The sequence below is a fragment of the Mycobacterium sp. NGS17 genome, from assembly GCF_059813205.1.
Genome location: NZ_JCALED010000001.1, coordinates 719,733 through 737,287, shown reverse-complemented (window position 1 = coordinate 737,287; position 17,555 = coordinate 719,733). Strand labels below are relative to the sequence as shown.

Annotated in this window: 17 protein-coding genes; 7 read left to right on the top strand and 10 right to left on the bottom strand. The window is 68.4% G+C overall.

What is annotated here, in order from left to right:
- Positions 1-5: 5 nt before the first annotated feature.
- The 3 genes from hsaC to hsaA are packed head-to-tail and all read right to left on the bottom strand — an operon-like array spanning position 6 to position 2,968.
- The gene (gene hsaC, locus AC5Y7E_RS03615; RefSeq protein ID WP_499916980.1) at positions 6-908 is read right to left on the bottom strand and encodes an iron-dependent extradiol dioxygenase HsaC; all 903 of its coding nucleotides are present in this window, start codon (positions 906-908) and stop codon (positions 6-8) included.
- Positions 905-1,780 (bottom strand): 4,5:9,10-diseco-3-hydroxy-5,9,17-trioxoandrosta-1(10),2-diene-4-oate hydrolase, encoded by an 876-nt coding sequence (gene hsaD / locus AC5Y7E_RS03610; RefSeq protein WP_499947449.1) that lies wholly within the window; start codon positions 1,778-1,780, stop codon positions 905-907. Before hsaD ends, hsaC begins: the two co-directional genes overlap by 4 nt.
- 3 nt (positions 1,781-1,783) lie before the next feature.
- Positions 1,784-2,968, bottom strand: coding sequence for a 3-hydroxy-9,10-secoandrosta-1,3,5(10)-triene-9,17-dione monooxygenase oxygenase subunit (gene hsaA / locus AC5Y7E_RS03605; protein ID WP_499916984.1), 1,185 nt, complete (start codon positions 2,966-2,968; stop codon positions 1,784-1,786).
- A gap of 212 nt (positions 2,969-3,180) precedes the next feature.
- On the opposite strand from hsaA, the gene AC5Y7E_RS03600 reads away from it, so the two are divergent.
- The gene (locus AC5Y7E_RS03600) at positions 3,181-4,275 is read left to right on the top strand and encodes a 2Fe-2S iron-sulfur cluster-binding protein (RefSeq protein ID WP_499947448.1); all 1,095 of its coding nucleotides are present in this window, start codon (positions 3,181-3,183) and stop codon (positions 4,273-4,275) included.
- 46 nt (positions 4,276-4,321) lie between these two features.
- Positions 4,322-4,855 (top strand): hypothetical protein, encoded by a 534-nt coding sequence (locus AC5Y7E_RS03595; RefSeq protein WP_499947447.1) that lies wholly within the window; start codon positions 4,322-4,324, stop codon positions 4,853-4,855.
- Positions 4,856-4,874: 19 nt separating this feature from the next.
- Here the strand turns inward: AC5Y7E_RS03595 and AC5Y7E_RS03590 are convergent, their stop codons facing one another.
- The 3 genes from AC5Y7E_RS03590 to AC5Y7E_RS03580 all read right to left on the bottom strand — a co-directional run bounded on the left by AC5Y7E_RS03590 (position 4,875) and on the right by AC5Y7E_RS03580 (position 9,043).
- Positions 4,875-7,616, bottom strand: a complete 2,742-nt coding sequence (locus AC5Y7E_RS03590) for an AAA family ATPase (protein ID WP_499947599.1) — start codon at positions 7,614-7,616, stop codon at positions 4,875-4,877.
- 299 nt (positions 7,617-7,915) lie between these two features.
- Positions 7,916-8,212: a hypothetical protein gene (locus AC5Y7E_RS03585; RefSeq protein WP_499916992.1), complete on the bottom strand. Its 297-nt coding sequence runs from the start codon at positions 8,210-8,212 to the stop codon at positions 7,916-7,918.
- 57 nt (positions 8,213-8,269) lie between these two features.
- Entirely contained in the window at positions 8,270-9,043 is a 774-nt protein-coding gene (locus AC5Y7E_RS03580) for an MAP_0585 family protein (RefSeq protein ID WP_499947446.1), read from the bottom strand.
- Here AC5Y7E_RS03580 and AC5Y7E_RS03575 point away from each other — a divergent pair.
- Positions 9,036-9,290, top strand: a complete 255-nt coding sequence (locus tag AC5Y7E_RS03575; protein ID WP_499947445.1) for a hypothetical protein — start codon at positions 9,036-9,038, stop codon at positions 9,288-9,290. The two genes, AC5Y7E_RS03580 and AC5Y7E_RS03575, sit on opposite strands and share 8 nt — an antisense overlap.
- Before the next feature lie 200 nt (positions 9,291-9,490).
- Here AC5Y7E_RS03575 and AC5Y7E_RS03570 read toward each other — a convergent pair whose 3' ends face one another.
- The 3 genes from AC5Y7E_RS03570 to AC5Y7E_RS03560 form a co-directional block, all read right to left on the bottom strand.
- The gene (locus AC5Y7E_RS03570) at positions 9,491-9,955 is read right to left on the bottom strand and encodes a lipoprotein LpqH (RefSeq protein WP_499947444.1); all 465 of its coding nucleotides are present in this window, start codon (positions 9,953-9,955) and stop codon (positions 9,491-9,493) included.
- Between the two features lie 47 nt (positions 9,956-10,002).
- Complete coding sequence (locus tag AC5Y7E_RS03565; protein WP_499947443.1) at positions 10,003-10,356, bottom strand: hypothetical protein; 354 nt, start codon at positions 10,354-10,356, stop codon at positions 10,003-10,005.
- Between the two features lie 299 nt (positions 10,357-10,655).
- Positions 10,656-12,779, bottom strand: a complete 2,124-nt coding sequence (locus tag AC5Y7E_RS03560) for an acyl-CoA dehydrogenase family protein (protein WP_499947598.1) — start codon at positions 12,777-12,779, stop codon at positions 10,656-10,658.
- 342 nt (positions 12,780-13,121) lie between these two features.
- Here AC5Y7E_RS03560 and kstR point away from each other — a divergent pair, with 342 nt between their 5' ends.
- Positions 13,122-13,721 (top strand): cholesterol catabolism transcriptional regulator KstR, encoded by a 600-nt coding sequence (gene kstR / locus AC5Y7E_RS03555; protein WP_499917630.1) that lies wholly within the window; start codon positions 13,122-13,124, stop codon positions 13,719-13,721.
- Positions 13,722-13,727: 6 nt separating this feature from the next.
- On the opposite strand, the gene AC5Y7E_RS03550 is transcribed toward kstR, so the two are convergent.
- Positions 13,728-14,807, bottom strand: a complete 1,080-nt coding sequence (locus AC5Y7E_RS03550; RefSeq protein WP_499947442.1) for an Rv3575c family transcriptional regulator — start codon at positions 14,805-14,807, stop codon at positions 13,728-13,730.
- A gap of 127 nt (positions 14,808-14,934) precedes the next feature.
- Between AC5Y7E_RS03550 and AC5Y7E_RS03545 the strand changes: the two genes are divergently transcribed.
- Genes AC5Y7E_RS03545 through AC5Y7E_RS03535 form a run of 3 tightly spaced genes read left to right on the top strand, consistent with a single transcriptional unit; the run spans position 14,935 to position 17,551 of the window.
- Complete coding sequence (locus tag AC5Y7E_RS03545) at positions 14,935-15,873, top strand: metal ABC transporter solute-binding protein, Zn/Mn family (protein ID WP_499947596.1); 939 nt, start codon at positions 14,935-14,937, stop codon at positions 15,871-15,873.
- Positions 15,870-16,691: a metal ABC transporter ATP-binding protein gene (locus AC5Y7E_RS03540; protein WP_499947441.1), complete on the top strand. Its 822-nt coding sequence runs from the start codon at positions 15,870-15,872 to the stop codon at positions 16,689-16,691. The genes AC5Y7E_RS03545 and AC5Y7E_RS03540 overlap by 4 nt, the downstream gene beginning before the upstream one ends.
- On the top strand, positions 16,691-17,551 hold the full coding sequence (locus tag AC5Y7E_RS03535) for a metal ABC transporter permease (RefSeq protein ID WP_499947440.1): 861 nt from the start codon (positions 16,691-16,693) through the stop codon (positions 17,549-17,551). The genes AC5Y7E_RS03540 and AC5Y7E_RS03535 overlap by 1 nt, the downstream gene beginning before the upstream one ends.
- The last annotated feature ends 4 nt before the right edge of the window (positions 17,552-17,555 follow it).

The following is a 17,555-nucleotide window of genomic DNA, read 5'->3' as shown; positions in this document are numbered from 1 at the left end:
CGAATTTAGCCCTTGAAGCCGACGCTGAAGTCGTGGCCCCACAGGCTGATTGCGGTGCTCTCCCGGGCGATCCAATCGGTGTCCTCGACTTGCCTTCCCTCGCAGCCGAATTCGACATCGAATCCGCTTGGTGTCTTCATGTAGAAGGACAGCATCAGGTCGTTGACGTGCCGGCCCAGCGTCGCCGACATCGGCACCTTCTTACGCAGCGCCCGGTCCAGGCACAGCCCGACGTCGTCGGCCTCTTCGACCTCGACCATCAGGTGCACGATGCCGCTGGGGGTCTGTCCGGGCATGAAGGCCAGGCTGTGGTGACGCGGGTTGCAGCCCAGGAACCGCAGCCAGGCCGGCGGGCCGTCGGCGGGCCGGCCGACCACCTGGGGCGGCAGCCGCATCGAGTCGCGCAGCTTGAAGTCCAGCACATCCCGGTAGAAGTGCAGCGTCTCTTCGTCGTCGCGGGTGGTCAGCACCACGTGCCCCAGGCCCTGCTCGGCGGTGACGAACTTGTGGCCGTACGGGCTGACCACGCGGCGGTGTTCCAAAGCGGCGCCGTGGAAGACCTCCAGGCAATTGCCGGACGGGTCGGAGAACCGGATCATCTCGTCGACCCGGCGATCGGCCAGTTCGGCGGCGGTGGCCTCCTTGTAGGGGGTGCCCTCGACGTCCAGCCGGTTCCGGATCTCTTGCAGGCCAGCCGCATTCGCGCACTCCCAGCCCGCCTCGATGAGCCGGTCCTGTTCGCCGGGCACGATCACCAACCGGGCCGGGAAATCGTCCATCCGCAGATACAGTGTTCCTTCGGTCGCGCCCTTGCCCTCGACCATGCCGAGGACCTTCAAGCCGTACTCGCGCCAGGCCGCCATGTCGGTGGCCTCGATACGCAGATAGCCCAGCGAGCGGATGCTCATCGCGCACCTCCCAGGAAATCGATGGTGAGCTTGTTGAACTCGTCGAACTTCTCCACCTGCGCCCAGTGCCCACATTGCCCGAAAACGTGAAGCTGTGCGCGCGGGATGGTTTTCAGTGCGACCAGTGCACCATCCAGCGGGTTGACCCGATCCTCGCGGCCCCAGATCAGCAGCACCGGCTGGCGCAGCCGATGCACCTCGCGCCACATCATGCCGAGCTCGAAATCCGCTCCGGCGAACGACATCCCCATCGCGCGCGTCGCCGTCAGCGATTCGGGTGTGCTGGCCAACTCGAAACGCTGCTCGACCAATTCCGGGGTGATCAGCTTCTGGTCGTAGACCATCACCCGCAGGAACGCCTCGAGGTTCTCGCGGGTGGGCTCGGCGGAGAACTTGCCCAGCCGTTTGACGCCCTCGGTCGGGTCGGGCGCGAACAGGTTCACGCTCACCCCGCCCGGGCCCATCAGCACCAGCTTGCCCGCCCGGTCCGGGTAGTCCAGCGCGAAGCGGACCGCGGTGCCACCGCCCAGCGAATTCCCCACCAGCGGAACGCGTCCCAGGCCGAGCTGGTCGAAGAGGCCCTTGAGCGCGCGCGCCGCGTAGTGGTTGAACTGTCCGTGCTCGGCGCGCTTGTCGGAGTGGCCGTAGCCGGGCTGGTCGACGGCCAGCACGTGAAACTGCTGCGCCAGCACCGGGATGTTGCGGGAGAAGTTCGTCCAACTCGCCGCGCCCGGGCCGCCGCCGTGCAGCAGCACCACGGTCTGCTCGTTGCCGACACCGGCCTCGTGGTAGTGCAGCTTCAGCGGCCCATCCACGTCCACCTCCGCGAAGCGCGAGGTGGACTCGAAGGTCAATTCCTCGGTCGCAGTCATGGATCACACCATGGTGTCGCCGGGCGGCAACCCGAACTCGTTGTTCCCGAAGATCTGGTAGGCCCGCTCGGGGTCGTTGGCCGCGTGTACGCGGCCGGCATGAGCGTCACGCCAGAACCGTTGCACCGGTTGGTCATTGCCCAGGGCGGTGGCACCGGAAGCCTCGAACAGCCGGTCGATGGAGGCGATGGCACGGCCGGTGGCGCGCACCTGGTCGCGGCGAGCGCGGGCACGCAGCTCGAAGGGGATCTCCTTACCGGCCGACAGCAGCGCGTACTCGTCGGCGACGTTGCCGCTCAGCTGGCGCCAGGCCGCGTCGATGTCGCTGGCCGCCTCGGCGATGCGGACCTTGGCGAACGGGTCGTCCTTGGCCTTCTCGCCGGCGAACGCCGCGCGCACCCGCTTGCCCTGGTGCTCGACGTGCGCGTCGTACGCGCCGTAGGCCATGCCGACGATGGGCGCCGAGATCGTGGTGGGATGCATTGTGCCCCAAGGCATCTTGTAGACCGCGGCGGTGTTGGTCTCGTAGCCGCCCGCGGTGCCGTCGTTCATGGCCTTGTAGGACAGGAATCGGTGCCGCGGCACGAAGACGTCCTTGACGACGACGGTGTTGCTGCCGGTGCCGCGCAGGCCGACGACATGCCACACGTCGTCGATGCGGTACTCGCTGCGCGGGATCAGGAAGGAACCGAAGTCGACAGGGCGGCCGTCCTTGATCACCGGACCGCCGAGGAACGCCCACGTGGCGTGGTCACAACCCGACGACCAGTTCCACGAACCGTTGACCAGATAACCGCCGTCGGTCACGACGCCCGCGCCCATCGGGGCGTACGACGACGAGACCCGGGTCTTGGGGTCCTCGCCCCAGACCTCCTCCTGCGCCCGCTGATCGAACAGCGCCAGGTGCCAGTTGTGCACGCCGATGATCGAGCTCACCCAGCCGGTGGAACCACACGCGCTGGCCAGCCGCCGCACCGCCTCGTAGAACAGCGCCGGATCGCACTGCAGCCCGCCCCACTGCTCGGGCTGCAGCAGGGTGAAGAACCCCACGTCCTGCAGGTCCTGGACGGTCTCGTCGGGCAGCCGCCGCAGGTCCTCCGTCGCCTGAGCGCGTTCGCGTATCTGCGGGAGCAGATCATCGATGCCAGCCAAAACCGACTGCGCATCACGCTGTTGAATGGACGTCACTTACGTTTGCCTCCTGCGCCAGACTTACTCAGCGGACTTACACCAGAGACTAGAACACGTTCCGATTTGTGTCGAGCAGGGTATTCCTGCGGCTGGTAGCGATACGAATCCGCTTTTCTGTAACATGTTCTAGTTGCCCGTGGCGATCGCAAGAGCGGCGGAGCCGGTCGCAGCGGGTCGCCACGTTTTGCAACGAAAGGAAGGGACGGGCCTTGACCGAGGCGGATCTGGACCAAGCACCCGACGAGCCGCTGGGTGACCACGTCCTTGAACTGCAGGTCGCCGAGGTCATCGCCGAGACCGACGATGCGCGGTCGCTGGTGTTCGCGGTGCCCGATGACGCGGGCGATCCCGGCATCCCGCCCGAGCGGCTGCGGTACGCGCCGGGCCAGTTCCTGACGCTGCGCGTTCCCAGCGAGCGCACCGGCTCGGTGGCCCGCTGCTACTCGTTGTGCAGCTCGCCGTTCACCGACGACGCTCTGACGGTCACGATCAAACGCACCGCGGACGGCTACGCGTCCAACTGGTTGTGCGACCACGCCAAGGCGGGCATGCGGATCCACGTGCTGGCCCCGTCGGGCAACTTCGTCCCCAAAACGCTGGGCGACGACTTCCTGCTGATGGCCGCGGGCAGCGGGATCACGCCGATCATGTCGATCTGCAAGTCGGCGCTGGCCGAGGGCAGCGGGCAGGTGACGCTGGTCTACGCCAACCGCGACGACCGGTCGGTGATCTTCTCCGACGCGCTGCGCGAGCTGTCGGCCAAATATCCCGACCGGCTCACGGTGCTGCACTGGTTGGAATCGCTGCAGGGCCTGCCCAGCGTGGCCGCGCTGGCCAAGCTTGCCGCGCCCTACACGGATCGGCCCGTGTACATCTGCGGCCCGGGCGCCTTCATGGACTCAGTGCGACAGGCCCTGGAAACGCTGAAAGTGCCTGCGCCGCAGATACATATCGAAGTCTTCAAGTCGCTGGACTCGGATCCGTTCGCGGCGGTGAAGATCGAGGACACCGCCGAAGGTGACGAGCCGCCGGCGACCGCGGTGGTCGAGCTGGACGGCGAAACCCACACCGTGTCGTGGCCGCGCAACGCCAAGCTGCTCGACGTGCTGCTGGCCAAGGGCCTCGACGCGCCCTTCTCCTGCCGCGAGGGCCATTGCGGCGCGTGTGCGTGCACGTTGCGCAGCGGCAACGTGAGCATGGAGGTCAACGACGTGCTCGAGCAGCAAGATCTGGACGAGGGCCTGATCCTGGCCTGTCAATCTCACCCTGAATCTGATTCGGTAGAAGTCACCTACGACGAGTAGTCGCGGGGTTAAGTTCACCCTTGGATCACAGGGAAGGGAAGCATCGATGATGCGGCTGGTATCGGGACTCGCGGCGGTCGCGGCGCTGCCGATGTTTCTGCCCGCCGGGGTGTGCGCGGCGGCGAGCAACACCGCAACCACGCTGTTCCCGCTGGACGGGCCCAATCAGCTGGAGACGCGCGTCATCCTGAATTGCTTCAAGGCCGATGGCCACTGCGACTTCACGGCAGGGGCTGACATGCTGACGCCCGACGGGGTGACCGGCTTCCCGCCCGGCCTGTGGGCCCGGCAGACCACCGAGATCCGGTCCTCCAACCGGCTGGCCTACCTCGACGCGCACGCCGACGGCCAGTACGAGCGGGTGCACAAGGCGATGGGTTCGGACGAGATCACCACCATCTACATGGGCGAGGGCCCGCCGGACAAGTATCAGACGCACGGGCGCATCGACTCGACCGACTGGCAGACGGGCCAGCCCAAGACCGACAACAACGTCATCGCCTGCACCCACATCCAGGTGGTCTACTCCGGGGTCAACATCACGTCCCCGAGCACCTGCGCGGTCACCACGTTCTCCTGAAACGCCGAGGCGGATCAGGTCAAGGTCTTTCCTTCCAGGCTTGAAGTGCCCGGTAGAGCTCGGCGCGGGATCGGATGCTCAGTTTGCGGTAGATGCGGCTGAGGTTGACTTCCACGGTCTTCGGGCTCACGAACAGGGCGGCCGCGATGTCGCGATTGGTCAATCCGGACACGGCCAGGTCGGCAACGCGTTCTTCGGTGGCGGTCAACCCGGGGTCGCGGCCTCGGCTCGACACGGCGCGCGCCAGTTCGGTTTCGGCGCGCTCGGCCCACACCGTCGTGCCGAGTTGCACAAAGATGTCCCGCGCCTCGCGCAGCGCTGCACCGGCCGCGTCGCGCCGGCGCTGGCGGCGCTGCAACTGGCCAGCCAACAGCAAAGTGCGGGCGCGTTCGAACGGCATCGAAAGGCGTTGGTGCTCGGCCAAAGCCAGCTCGACGCTCGTCCGCGCGCCTGTGACATCGCCACGCGCAGCCTGCAGCATGGCGCGACAACGCATACCGACCGCCAAGGTCCATGCCCGGTCAAGCCGGCGGCCATTGCGCTCCAAGGCTTCCACCAGCGGCTCGGCATCATCCAATCGACCGAGACCGACCATGGCTTCGACGGCCTCGGGAACGAACGACGACGAGATGATCTCACTTGCTTCCGGGAAGAGACCCACCATGGGCAACAGCGGTTCGAGCGCCGTCATGGCAGCTTGGTAGTCACCCGATGACACCTCGACGAATCCGGCTATCGTCGCCGGCCACTCGGCCAAACGTCTTGAGCCACAACGCCGGGCAGCCGCTATCGCCCGGCCCAGATCGCTTCGAGCGTCGCCGAGGCGGCCGACGTGGGCGGCCACCGCGGCCCGAAGGGTGAGCCCGATGAACATCGGAAAGTCACCGCCCAGCAGAGTCGCCCGCTCCAGCGTGGCGTCCGCGATGACCGCCGCACTGGCGAGGTCGCCGAGCCAGATATCGATGAGCGTGAGGTGAAACCCGATGAAGATCAGCTCCGCTTCCTCGCCGAGGGCAAGACATTCCCGTTCAATTTCCGCCAGCTCGCCGCGGGCCGTCCCCAACTCACCCGTCCAGGCGCGCAGCAGGCTCATCTGTGCGCGAGGCCGCAACGGCAACGGGACTGGCGCGCCCGGCCCTTCCAGTTCGACTGCGCGTTGCATCGCGGGCTCGTCAAAGCCCTTGCCGCCCATGAAGTCGATCATCACCCGCATGCCCAGCGCCGGCCCGAGCAGTGCGGCGGTGCCGAGCCGCTCGGATTCGGTCACCGCCCGCTCGACTCGCGCATAGGCGTGCTCGTGCCGGCCCGCATTGAGCAGAGCGAATGCCAAGCTGATCAGGATGCGGACGCGTAAGGCGGCGTCGGTACCGCTTTCGTCGACAGCCTGCTCGAGGACGCCCGCCGCTTCCAGGAAGCTGTCGTCGGAGAGGACGATCAGCCCCAGCTGATGCAATGCTTCGGCGCGGGTGGGGCAGGCCGGCAGCGCTGCGATGACCGCATCCAGGATCCGCCGGGCGCGGGCGGGATCTCCCGCAACGAAATGGTGTGTCGCACAGCGTATCTTGCGTTCTGGATCGTTGTCACCGGCCAGACCGACGGCCAGTTCGACCAGCTCGGCGGCGGCGGCCGGCGCGCCCCTGCCGCGGGCGATCTCGGCGGCCCTGTCCAGCGCGGCCACCGTCTCCGGCTTCCCGGATGTGTCGGCGAGCGCGAGGTGGCGGGCGTGCAACTCGGGATGGGCGATGAGTTCGGCGAGGCGGCGGTGCATTTCGCGGCGGCGACCGGGCGCCGCTGCGCTGTAGACGCCGTGCGCCAGGAGGGGATGGGTGAACCGGACCCGGCTCCCGTCGATAGCCACCACCGCTTGGTCTTCGGCTTGCCTGAGCGATTGCACCACCTGATCCGGCGGGCAATTGGTGGCCTGTGCCACCATCGCCACCGTCGGATCGGGCAGGCTGGCGATGGCGAGCAGAACGTCTTCGGCGCCGACCCGGCTGATCCGCGCGCGGACCAACTCAGTGAGGCTGCCCGGCAGACTCGCCTGGAAAGCGTGTCCCTCCGCGTGCAGTTCTCGGGTCAGCTCAAGCGCGAAAAACGGGTTGCCCGCGGCGATCTCGTGAATGCGTAGCAGCGTAGGACGCGCCACCGAATGTCCCAGCCGCAGCAGCAGAACCTGATGCAACTCGCCTACGGTCAACGGCTGCATTCGGATGCGACGCACGTCGTCGGGGCTTGGCAGCTGCAACCGCGCGGCGGCCTCTTCGGTACGCGTCGTGCACAACAGGGCCGCGCCGGCGCGAAGGCGGCGCGCGGCGTAGGCCACCGCACTGGCGCTCGACGGGTCCGACCACTGCAGATCGTCGATGGCAATCACGAGGGGCCGAACGGCGGCGAGTCGGCCGATGATTGCCACGAACGCCGCCGCGACGGCCCGGGGATCAATCCCGGAAGCCTCGACGAGGTCTCTCAACAGCGCTCCGCCCAAAGCCTGCTGCTGCGGAGCCGGCAGGTCGGCCCACACCGAGTCATCGACGTCATCGAGCAGGTCGGCCAGCACCGTGTACGCCAGCACCGACTCGGCCGCCGCGGCGCGGCAGCTCAACACGCGATATCCGCATTCATCAGCCCGACGGACCGCGTCGGCCCACACGGCCGTCTTGCCTATTCCCGCCTCGCCCTCGATCACCAGTGCGCACGATCGATGTGGCAAAGAATCGAGGAAGTCGCTCACGGCGCGCTCTCGGCCTGTCTGCCGACCAATCGCTCCGTCACATCAACCCTTCGCACCATCAGACGGCTGGGCTGCCACCTCGGCACTGGGGTCGCGATGACGGCCTATCCTTCACGGCCCGACACCCACACCCTTGGCTCCTTGGTTTGCCAGCCCTGGAGCCCGACCCGGTCGGTGGCTACTGCAGGGATTCTCGCAGAACTTCGCTGAAACGGCTCGATTTCCCAGACAAAAATGATCGGCAACTATGCGTGCACAGCCGGAAAACTTTGCTCGACGGCACCGGCCGGCCCACCCGAAGACAGGGCTGCCGCCATCGAACCGGCCCGTCAGCGGTCCAGGGGCCGCGTCCAACCGACGCCGCAGCTGATCCGTTCGGCGGGCGTGCCGACGTCGGCGCAGATCTGCGCGACCAGCTCGGCCGACTCGGCAGCAAAGACACCGAACATGTAGTCGTCGGCCGGCACCGTCATCGCCGTCAGAAGCTGGACCGGCGTGCCACGGGTCGTCATCAGTTCGGCACGGCTATTCAGCCGATCGACGATATCGCCTATCGAGGGGGCGGACGTTCGTGGTCCGTACCACTCGACGAGGAACCGTCGTGGTTGAGGCCCGGTGATCACCATTTGTTCCTCGCGGCCGGGGCAACCGAATCGAGGCCCCCGGCTCAGCCGTCGTCGCCGTCAGTACAGCGGTATCCAGGTACCGAAGAACCAGTAACCAAAGCCCCCATAGTCCGCGTTGAAGACCGGAAGGACGGTGAAGTTGTTGTAGGTGAACGGCGCGTAATAGTTCTGTCCGTAGGACGCGTCAACCGGCGTCCCCTGCCAGGGCTGGTTCCAGCCGCCGGCGGGCGGCGGGCCGTTCCAGCCACCGGCCGGTGGCGGGCCTTCCCAGTTCGGCGGTGGGGCGCCGGGGGCGGGGCCGTTGTTCCAGCCGTAGCCGCTCGGCGGTGGCGGAGGTGGCGCTCCCTGGCCCGGGACCCAGTAGCCATTCGGCAGGTTGGTGGGGCCGCCTATCTCCCCGGTGGGACGAAGGATGGGCGGGGGCGGCGGGTAATACGGCGGGTGCGGAGGCTGACTCCACGGCGCGTTGAGGATCGGGCGAGGAGGCCTGGGCGGGTATGAGTTGCCCGGCTGGTTGGTCGTACCGCCCCAGGGCGCCCCGGTGGTCGGCGTCACGCCGCCCCACGGCGAGCCGTTCGGTGGCGTCGAGCCCGAGCCCCCATAGCCGGGGTTGGGATTGGGGTTGGGGTTGGGCGCGGGGGTGCAGTTCTTGTACCAGGCGGGACACACCGTCGGCAGCGCCGACGTCGAGCCGTTCTGCGCCGGCTGCTGCCACGGGCTCGGCGGCGTGTTGTTCGGCGGTGTCGAGCCCGAGCCCCCGTAACCGGAATTCGGGCTGGGGGCGGGGGCTGGGGTGCAGTTCTTGTCCCAGTTGGGGCATTCGGTGGGCATCGGGGCCGTCGTGCTGTTCGGCGGCGCCTGTTGCCAGGTGCTCGACGCGGGCGGCGGCGAGCTACGCGGCGGCGTGCTGGGCGGCGGTGGCGTGGTGTGCGGCGCGGCAGTGGACTGCCACGTGCTGGGCGGGGGCGTGCTGGGCGGTTGCGTGGTGTGCGGCGCCGGCGTCGACTGCCACGTGCTCTGTGGCGGCGGCGTGCCGTGCGGCGTCGTGGCTACCGGCGGCGTGCCGGTGCCCCCGTAACCGGGGTTGGGGCTGGGGTTACCGGAACAGCCTTTCTGCCAGCTGGGGCATGGGTCCAGCGGGGCGGAGTTCGCGAAGCTCCCGTTGACAGCCGTTACCGACATTCCCAGGCCCGTCGCGACTGCCGCGGCTGCGGCGAGGCGTTTGATCGACATTGTTACGTCCCCTCTCGGGCTTCGGTCCGAACGATTCGGCTGGCGCTACGGACAGGTCACGTCGATCTCGAACGGCTTGGTCACCGGCTTCGGCTGGTGGGGATCGCTCACATCGGCGCCGGTGGCCGTGCCCTTGATCTGAATTGCGTTGTCGCCCACCGCGGCTCCGGCGTTGCCGCCCTGCCCCTTTGCGGCGTCGGAGAAACCGAGCGTGATGCCGTCGACGTTGCCCAGTCCGACCGCGTGAACGATTGGCGGGTTGTCCTTGCTGACCACCGCACCAACGCCTTTGGCCGGGTCGCCGATGCCGATGTTGATGTTGTCGCCGACCGGTTTGCAGGTGACCGGACCGGTGACGTTCTGGGTCTTGCCGTCGACGATCACCTGCGGCCCGGCGGGCGGACCGGCCGAGTTCGACGCTTGCGGGCTCGACTTATTGCCGGAACAGCCAGTGCCACTGGCGATTACGATGGCCAGGCCGGCTACGCCGACGATGATCTGACGCTTCACCGCTGTTCTCCTTCATGTGGGGTGTCCACTGTTCGCGACCCCGACGGTTACTGCGCGGGGCCCGGGATTTGGTAAGCGCACCTGCCGGCCGTGTGTTCGGTGAGGCTGACGGACTGCCCGTCCACCTGGATCGCGCAGTCGTGTGGACCGCCGGTTTTGTCGGTGTAGTTCAACGCCAGGTACGGGCTTCCGGTCACCTGCACGGTCTGCGACCAGGGGACTGAAACCCAGGTCGTGGTGCTCGCCGGATACACCGGGGTTCCGGGGTCCGGGATGACGGAGAAGACGTCACCGCCCCCGAGGATCCGGTACACGACCGTATGCTGCGTCGGATCCGCTTTGGCGGCGGGCAACATGGCCGGCGGCGCTGCGCTCATCGCGATGGCGAGCGCCGCGAACACACCGGCCAGCGCGCTCGGCCGTGGCGCCTTGCCGGCGCGGCACCTCCGGCAAGAGTCAGCATTCAAGTGGTGGCGAGCCGAATCCGTTGGCATGGCGTCCCTTTCGATACGCGATCGCGGCGACACGCAGGCGCGCCCGCAGTCTCACGGTGAGCAACTATCGCCGGAGCGGTCGCTACACGCTAAGGCCGCGCGTGCAGCCGTCTCAATTAGGGATTTCCCTACACTTTTCGCCTAACGGCTTCGCCGCAACCCGCTATCGGCAGGTCACGCGAGCAACGGGCGGCCGCAAGCCTGTATCAGCGGGGCAAGCCGAGCAGCCGCTCGGCGGCGACCGTCAGCAGGATCTGCTCGGTGCCGCCCGCGATCGTCAGGCAGCGGGTGTTGAGGAAATCGAACACCGCCTGGTTGTGCACCAAGCCGCCGCCCTCGGACACGTCCATCGTGTATTCGGCCAGCGCTTGGCGGTAGCGGACGCCGATGAGCTTGCGCACGCTGGACTGCGCCCCGGGATCCTGCCCGCCGACGGCCAGCTGAGCGATCCGCTGGTCCAGCAGCGCGCCGGTCTGCGCGGCGACGATCAAGCGCCCCAACCGATCTCGCCCCGCCGCGTCGAGGTCGAGCTCGGCCAGCGCCTCGAGCAGCTCCTCCATCGGGTTGCCCAGCGCGGTTCCGTTGGCCATCGCGACCCGCTCGTTGGCCAGCGTGGTGCGGGCCAGCCGCCAACCGTCGTTCACCTCGCCGACCACCAGTTCGTCGGGAACGAACACGTTGTCCAAAAACACCTCGTTGAACAACGAGTCGCCGGTGATCTCGCGCAGCGGACGGATCTCGATTCCCGGTGAGCTCATCTCCACCAGGAAGTACGTAATGCCTTTGTGTTTCGGCGCGTCCGGATCCGTGCGCGCCAGGCACACTCCCCACTTCGCCTTGTGCGCCGCCGACGTCCAGACCTTCTGCCCGGTCAGGTGCCATCCCCCGTCGGTCCGGACCGCCTTGGTGCGCAGCGAGGCCAGGTCCGAACCGGCTCCGGGCTCGGAAAACAGCTGACACCACAGGAATTCGCCGCGCGCGGTGCCCGGCACGAAACGCTCGATCTGTTCCGGCGTGCCGTGCTCGAGGATGGTCGGCGCCGCCCACCAACCGATCACCAGGTCGGGCCGGGCCACACCGGCAGCCGCCAGCTCCTGGTCGATCAACAGCTGCTCGGCCGGTCCCGCGCCGCGCCCGTAGGGTGCCGGCCAGTGCGGCGCCTGCAGGCCCGCCTCGGCCAGCGCGGCCTGCCGCTTCTCCTCGGGCAGGCCGGCGATCTGGGCGACGGCGGCGGCGATCTCCTGACGCTGGTCTTCGACCTCGCTGAGGTCGATCCCCAGCCGGCGTCGCACGCCCGCCTGGGTCAGCGCGGTGACGCGGCGCAGCCACGCCTCCGCCCCGCCCAGGAAGCGGCCGATGGCATGCGCCCGGCGCAGGTACAGGTGCGCGTCGTGCTCCCAGGTGCAGCCGATGCCGCCGAGCACCTGGATGCAGTCCTTGACGTTGGCCTTCACGGCGGCGATGCCGGTGCTCGCGGCCAGGGCCGCGGCGATGGAGAACTGGGATTCGTCGCCCTCCGCCGCGGCGCGCGCGGCATCGGCGGCGGCCACCTCGGCCTGCTCGGCGCGGCACAGCATCTCGGCGCAGAGGTGTTTGACGGCCTGGAAGCTGCCGATCGGCTTGCCGAACTGCTCGCGGACCTTCGCGTAGTCGACGGCGGTCTCCAGCGACCACCGGGTGATGCCGGCCGCCTCGGCCGCAAGCACCGTCGCGGCCAGCTCCTCGACGCGTTCGCGGGTGCCCGACACCACCGTGGCCGGGGCCGAGTTCAGCGCCACCCGGGCCAACGGCCTGGAGAAGTCGCTGGCGACTAGCGGCTCGATCTGCACACCCTCGCCGTCGGTGTCGATCAGCAGCCACCTCTCGCCGGCCCGCGCCAACAACACGGCACCGTCGGCCACCCCCAGCGCGAACGCCACGGCGCCCGAAGCCGTGGACGTCGCGTCGTCGAACTCGATGTCGCCCTCCAGAGCCAGCCCGGCGAAGCGCTCCCCGGACGCCAGCGCGCCCAACAACTCTGGATCCGAGACAACCAACGTGGCCAGCGCGGTGGTGGCGACCGGCCCGGGGATCAGCGCTTTCGCCGCTTCCTCGACCATCGCGCACAGATCTTCGATGCTGCCGTCCGCGCCGCCGAATTGCTCCGGGATCGCGACGCCGAAGATCCCCAGTTCCGCCAGCCGGGAGAACACCGGCCGCCAAGCGTCGGACTTACCCTGCTCCACATCGCGGATCGCCGCGGTTCCGCCGGGCCCGGACGCCGCATTGCGGGCCCAGTCGCGCACCAGGGCTCGCGCGGCAAACTGCTCGTCGGTGACGGTCGCTACCACCTTGAGGACCTCCGCGTCCATGACTTCGACGTGACAAGGGTTGGGCCCTTGCCCTGATTGTGCGATCTGCCCGCCGAGCGGGTATCTCTCCAGTCGCGTGTTGGCACGCAACCCGCTCTCCAGAGACTAGAACGTGTTCTAATAGTGCCAGTGATCGACCGTCAAGTCGAACGCCATCACAGCAGCACAACGCTTGTCCGCGGCGGTATGGAGGTGGGAGATTCACACGCAGAATGCGTATCGTTTGCGAACGAACCGCCGGGAACAGGAGCAAACCGTCACATGCCAGCCAACGCAAATCCGAGCCGCGTTTCCGACTCGCAGCCGCGCGAGGTCATGAACGTGGCGGTACTGGCGGAATCCGAACTGGGGTCTGAGGCGCAGCGGGAACGCCGCAAGCGCATCCTCGATGCCACCATGGCCATCGCCTCCAAGGGCGGCTACGAGGCGGTGCAAATGCGCGCGGTGGCCGATCGCGCCGACGTCGCGGTGGGGACGCTGTACCGCTATTTCCCCTCGAAGGTGCACCTGCTCGTGTCGGCGCTGGGCCGCGAGTTCAGCCGCATCGACGCCAAGACGGACCGCTCGGCCATGACCGGCGGCACGCCGTTTCAGCGACTCAACTTCATGGTGCAAAAGCTCAACCGGGCGATGCAACGCAATCCCCTGCTGACCGAGGCGATGACGCGCGCGTACGTGTTCGCCGACGCGTCGGCGGCCAGCGAGGTCGACCAGGTCGAGAAGCTCATCGATTCGATGTTCGCGCGGGCGATGTCCGACGGCGAGCCGACCGAGGACCAGTACCACATCGCCCGGGTGATCTCGGACGTGTGGCTGTCGAACCTGCTGGCGTGGCTCACCCGCCGGGCCTCGGCCACCGACGTCAGCAAGCGGCTGGACCTGGCCGTGCGGCTGCTGATCGGCGACCAAGACTCCAAGTAGTCCGGCTCACGCCGGCGGACCGGCGGTGCGGCCCCGGATCAGCTCCGTGTCCAGGAGTTCGACGGCGGGCAGACCCGATCGCGGCGGCTTCAACAACAACTCCGCGGCCCGGCAGCCCTTCTGCAGGCTGGACTGCGACACCGTGGTCAGGCCGCGGTTCATGGCGTCGGGCACGCCGTCGAAACCGGTGACGGTCATCTGCCCGGGCACGTAGATGCCGTGTGCCCGTAAGTAATCCATGGCGGACAGGGCCAGGATGTCGGCGGTGCACATCAGCGCGGTGATCCGCGGATTGGCTTCCAGGGCCGCCTTGGCGGCCGCGCCGCCGGACTCGGGTAGGTGCTCGTAGCTTTCCACCACCGTCAGGGAGTCCGGGTCGATACCGACGGCCGCCATCGCCTCCCACACGCCGACGATGCGCTCGCGTTGCACGTCAAACGCGGGCGAGCGCAACCGGTCGGGGTCCACCAGGCCCTGGCGTCGATCCCGCCCCAGCCGCATGGTCAGCAGCCCGATCTCGCGGTGCCCCAGGCCCAGCACGTAGTCGGCAAGCTCACGCATCGCGGCGCGGTCGTCGATACCTACCCGCGAGACGCCGGCCAGCCCCTTGGGTTGATCGACCACCACAACCGGCAGCCGGCGCTGCAGTACCACCTGCAGGTAGGGATCTTCGTCGCACACCGAATACACCACGAAGCCGTCCACGCCGGCCGAAAGCACGGCGGCTGTGCCGTCTTTGAGGCTGCGGCTGGGCCCGACGGCCACCAGCAACAGCCCCTGACCCACCTCCTCGCATGCCTGCGCCACCCCGGTGACGAAGTCACGCGCCGCGGGGTCGCTGAAGAAGTAGGTCAGCGGTTCGGCCATCACCAGAGCGACCGCGCCGGCCTTGCGGGTCCGCAACGAACGCGCCACCGGGTCGGGGCCGGCATAGCCCAGCCGCTTGGCCGTCGCGAGCACGCGCTCGCGCAGATCCGGGGAGAGCTGATCGGGCCGGTTGAAGGCATTCGAAATCGTCGTGCGGGAAACGTTGAGCTCGTCCGCCAACGACGCCAGAGTCGCACGCCGGCGCGGTGGGGGGCTCACGTTCGGTGACGCTACAGCGGTCCGGGGCCCGCGCGTATGGGCTTCAGCTTGCGGCTTTGTAATGGAAACGGTTTTCATTAGTATTGTGGATCGGCTGAGGGGCCGGCGGGAGGAATCGGGCGTGCGGATGGCACTGACGCGGCAACGAACGGCGCAGGCCGGGCCCGCCGATGCGACGCGATGGCTGGCGGCCGCACTCGTGCTGACCGGCGGCGTGCTGCTCAGCGGCTGCAGCGGCACGGCGCATTCTCGCGCCCTCTCCGTCGTCGCCTCCACCGACGTGTGGGGCAGCGTGGCGCGTGCCGTCACCGGCCGCCACGTCGCCGTCAAATCCATTCTCAGCGGGGCGGATATCGACCCGCACTCCTACGAAGTCAGCCCGGCGGACGCCGCCGCGATCGCCGACGCCCCGCTGGTCGTCTCCAACGGCGGCGGTTATGACGGCTGGGTCGACGAGGTGCTGGCCCACCACCGTGACGCCAAGCCGGTCACCGCCTACTCCTTCCTTCAGCCCGACGGACTACCCCGCAACGAGCACGTCTTCTACGACCTGACCGTCGCCAAATCCGTTGCCGCCACCATCGCCGAGCGCCTCGCGACCATCGACCCGGGCAACGCCGCCGACTATCGCGCCAATGCCGCCGCCTTCGGCCGCGGCGCCGACTCCATCGCCGGCGCCGAACACTCGATCGCCACCAGCTACCCCAACACCTCGGTGATCGCGACCGAACCCGTCGCGTTCTATTTGCTGAGGGCTACGGGGCTGATCAACCGGACCCCGCCCGCGTTCGAGGCGGCCATCGAGAACGAGACCGACCCCGCGCCGGCCGACATGGCGGCGGTTCTCGACCTGGTCAACCGGCGCCAGGTGTCGGCGGTGCTGATCAACCCGCAAACCTCCACGACCGCGATCACCGGCCTGCGTGACGCCGCTCGCCGCGCGGGTGTCCCGGTCACCGATGTGGCCGAAACGCTGACCGAAGGCACGGATTACCTTGCCTGGCAACGTAATACGGTCAGCCAGCTGCAGTCCGCGCTGCAGTCGAGCCGGCCCGTGCGGTCATGAGCCTCGAGCCGGTCGCGGCCGTCGACGACCCCGCCGACACCGTGACGCTGCGCGGCGCGCGGCTGTCATTCGGCGACCGCGTGCTGTGGGACCACCTGGACCTGTCGGTGGCGCGCGGCGAGTTCATCGCGGTGCTCGGCCCGAACGGCAGCGGCAAGACGTCGCTACTCAAGGTGCTGCTCGGGCAGCTGCCACTGAGCGCCGGCGCCGGGCTGGTGGACGGAAAGCCGATCACCTCGGGCAGCGGGCGCATAGGCTATGTGCCCCAACATCATCCGATGGACGCCGACGTGATGCTACGCGGGCGCGACCTGGTTCGGCTGGGCATCGACGGGCCACGCTGGGGTGCCTTTCCGCTGCGATCCGCCGATCGGGCCCGCCGGCGCGCGGCCGTGCGGCAGGCGCTGCGCCAGGTCAACGGCGAGCACCTGGCGGACGTCCGGGTCGGAATGATGTCGGGTGGGGAGTTGCAGCGGGTGCGCATCGCCCAGGCGTTGGTCAGCGATCCGCTGCTGTTGCTGTGCGACGAGCCGCTGCTGACGCTGGATCCGGCCAACGCCAAGCTGGTGTCGGCGCTGATCGAGCGGCGCCGACAGGACGCCGCCACCACGGTCATCGTCGTCACCCACGAGATCAACCCGATCCTGCCGTACGTGGACCGGCTGCTGTATCTGGTCGACGGCCGTTTCGAGATCGGCAGCGTCGAGCAGGTGATGACCAGCCAGACACTCTCGGCGCTGTACCAATCGGACATCCAAGTGGTCAAGGTCAAGGACGGCTACGTGGTGGCCGGCGCGCGCGACGACGGGCATTGCTGATGGAGCATCGGCTCGTCGGCCTGCTGGACCACCTGCTGTCGTTCGACATCACCGCGCACCTGCTCGGCCATGACTTCGTGCAGCAGGCGCTGGTGGCGGCCGCCCTGCTGGGGCTGGTGGCCGGGCTGATCGGGCCGTTCATCGTCATGCGGCAGATGTCGTTCGCCGTGCACGGTTCCAGTGAATTGTCGCTGACCGGAGCCGCTTTCGCGCTGCTGGCCGGATTCGGCGTCGGGGTGGGCGCGCTGGTCGGCAGCGCCCTTGCGGCGGCGTTGTTCGGCGTGCTGGGGCGGCGCGATCGCGAGCGCGATTCGGTGATCGGCGTCGTGCTGGCCTTCGGGCTGGGCCTGGCTGTGTTGTTCATCCACCTCTACCCGGGGCGCACCTCGACCAGCTTCGCCCTGCTGACCGGCCAGATCGTCGGGGTCGGCTACACGGGCCTGACCATGCTGGCCCTGGTCTGCCTGCTCGTCATCGTGGTGCTGGCGACGTGTTACCGCCCGCTGCTGTTCGCCACCGTCGATCCCGATGTCGCCGCGGCGCGCGGTGTGCCGGTCTACGCGCTCGGAATCGTGTTCGCCGCCCTGGTCGGCGTGGTGGCGGCCCAGGCGGTGCAGATCGTCGGGGCGCTGCTGGTGATGTCGTTGTTGATCACCCCGGCCGCCGCGGCGGCCCGGGTGGTCTCCTCACCCGCGGCGGCGATGGTGGTTTCGGTGGTGTTCGCCGAGGTGTCCGCCGTGGGCGGCCTGCTGCTGTCGCTGGCGCCCGGCGTGCCGGTGTCGGTCTTCGTCGCCGGCATCTCGTTTCTGATCTATCTGGTCTGCTGGTCGATCGGGCGTCGACGATCCGCTGCCGCCTAAGCTG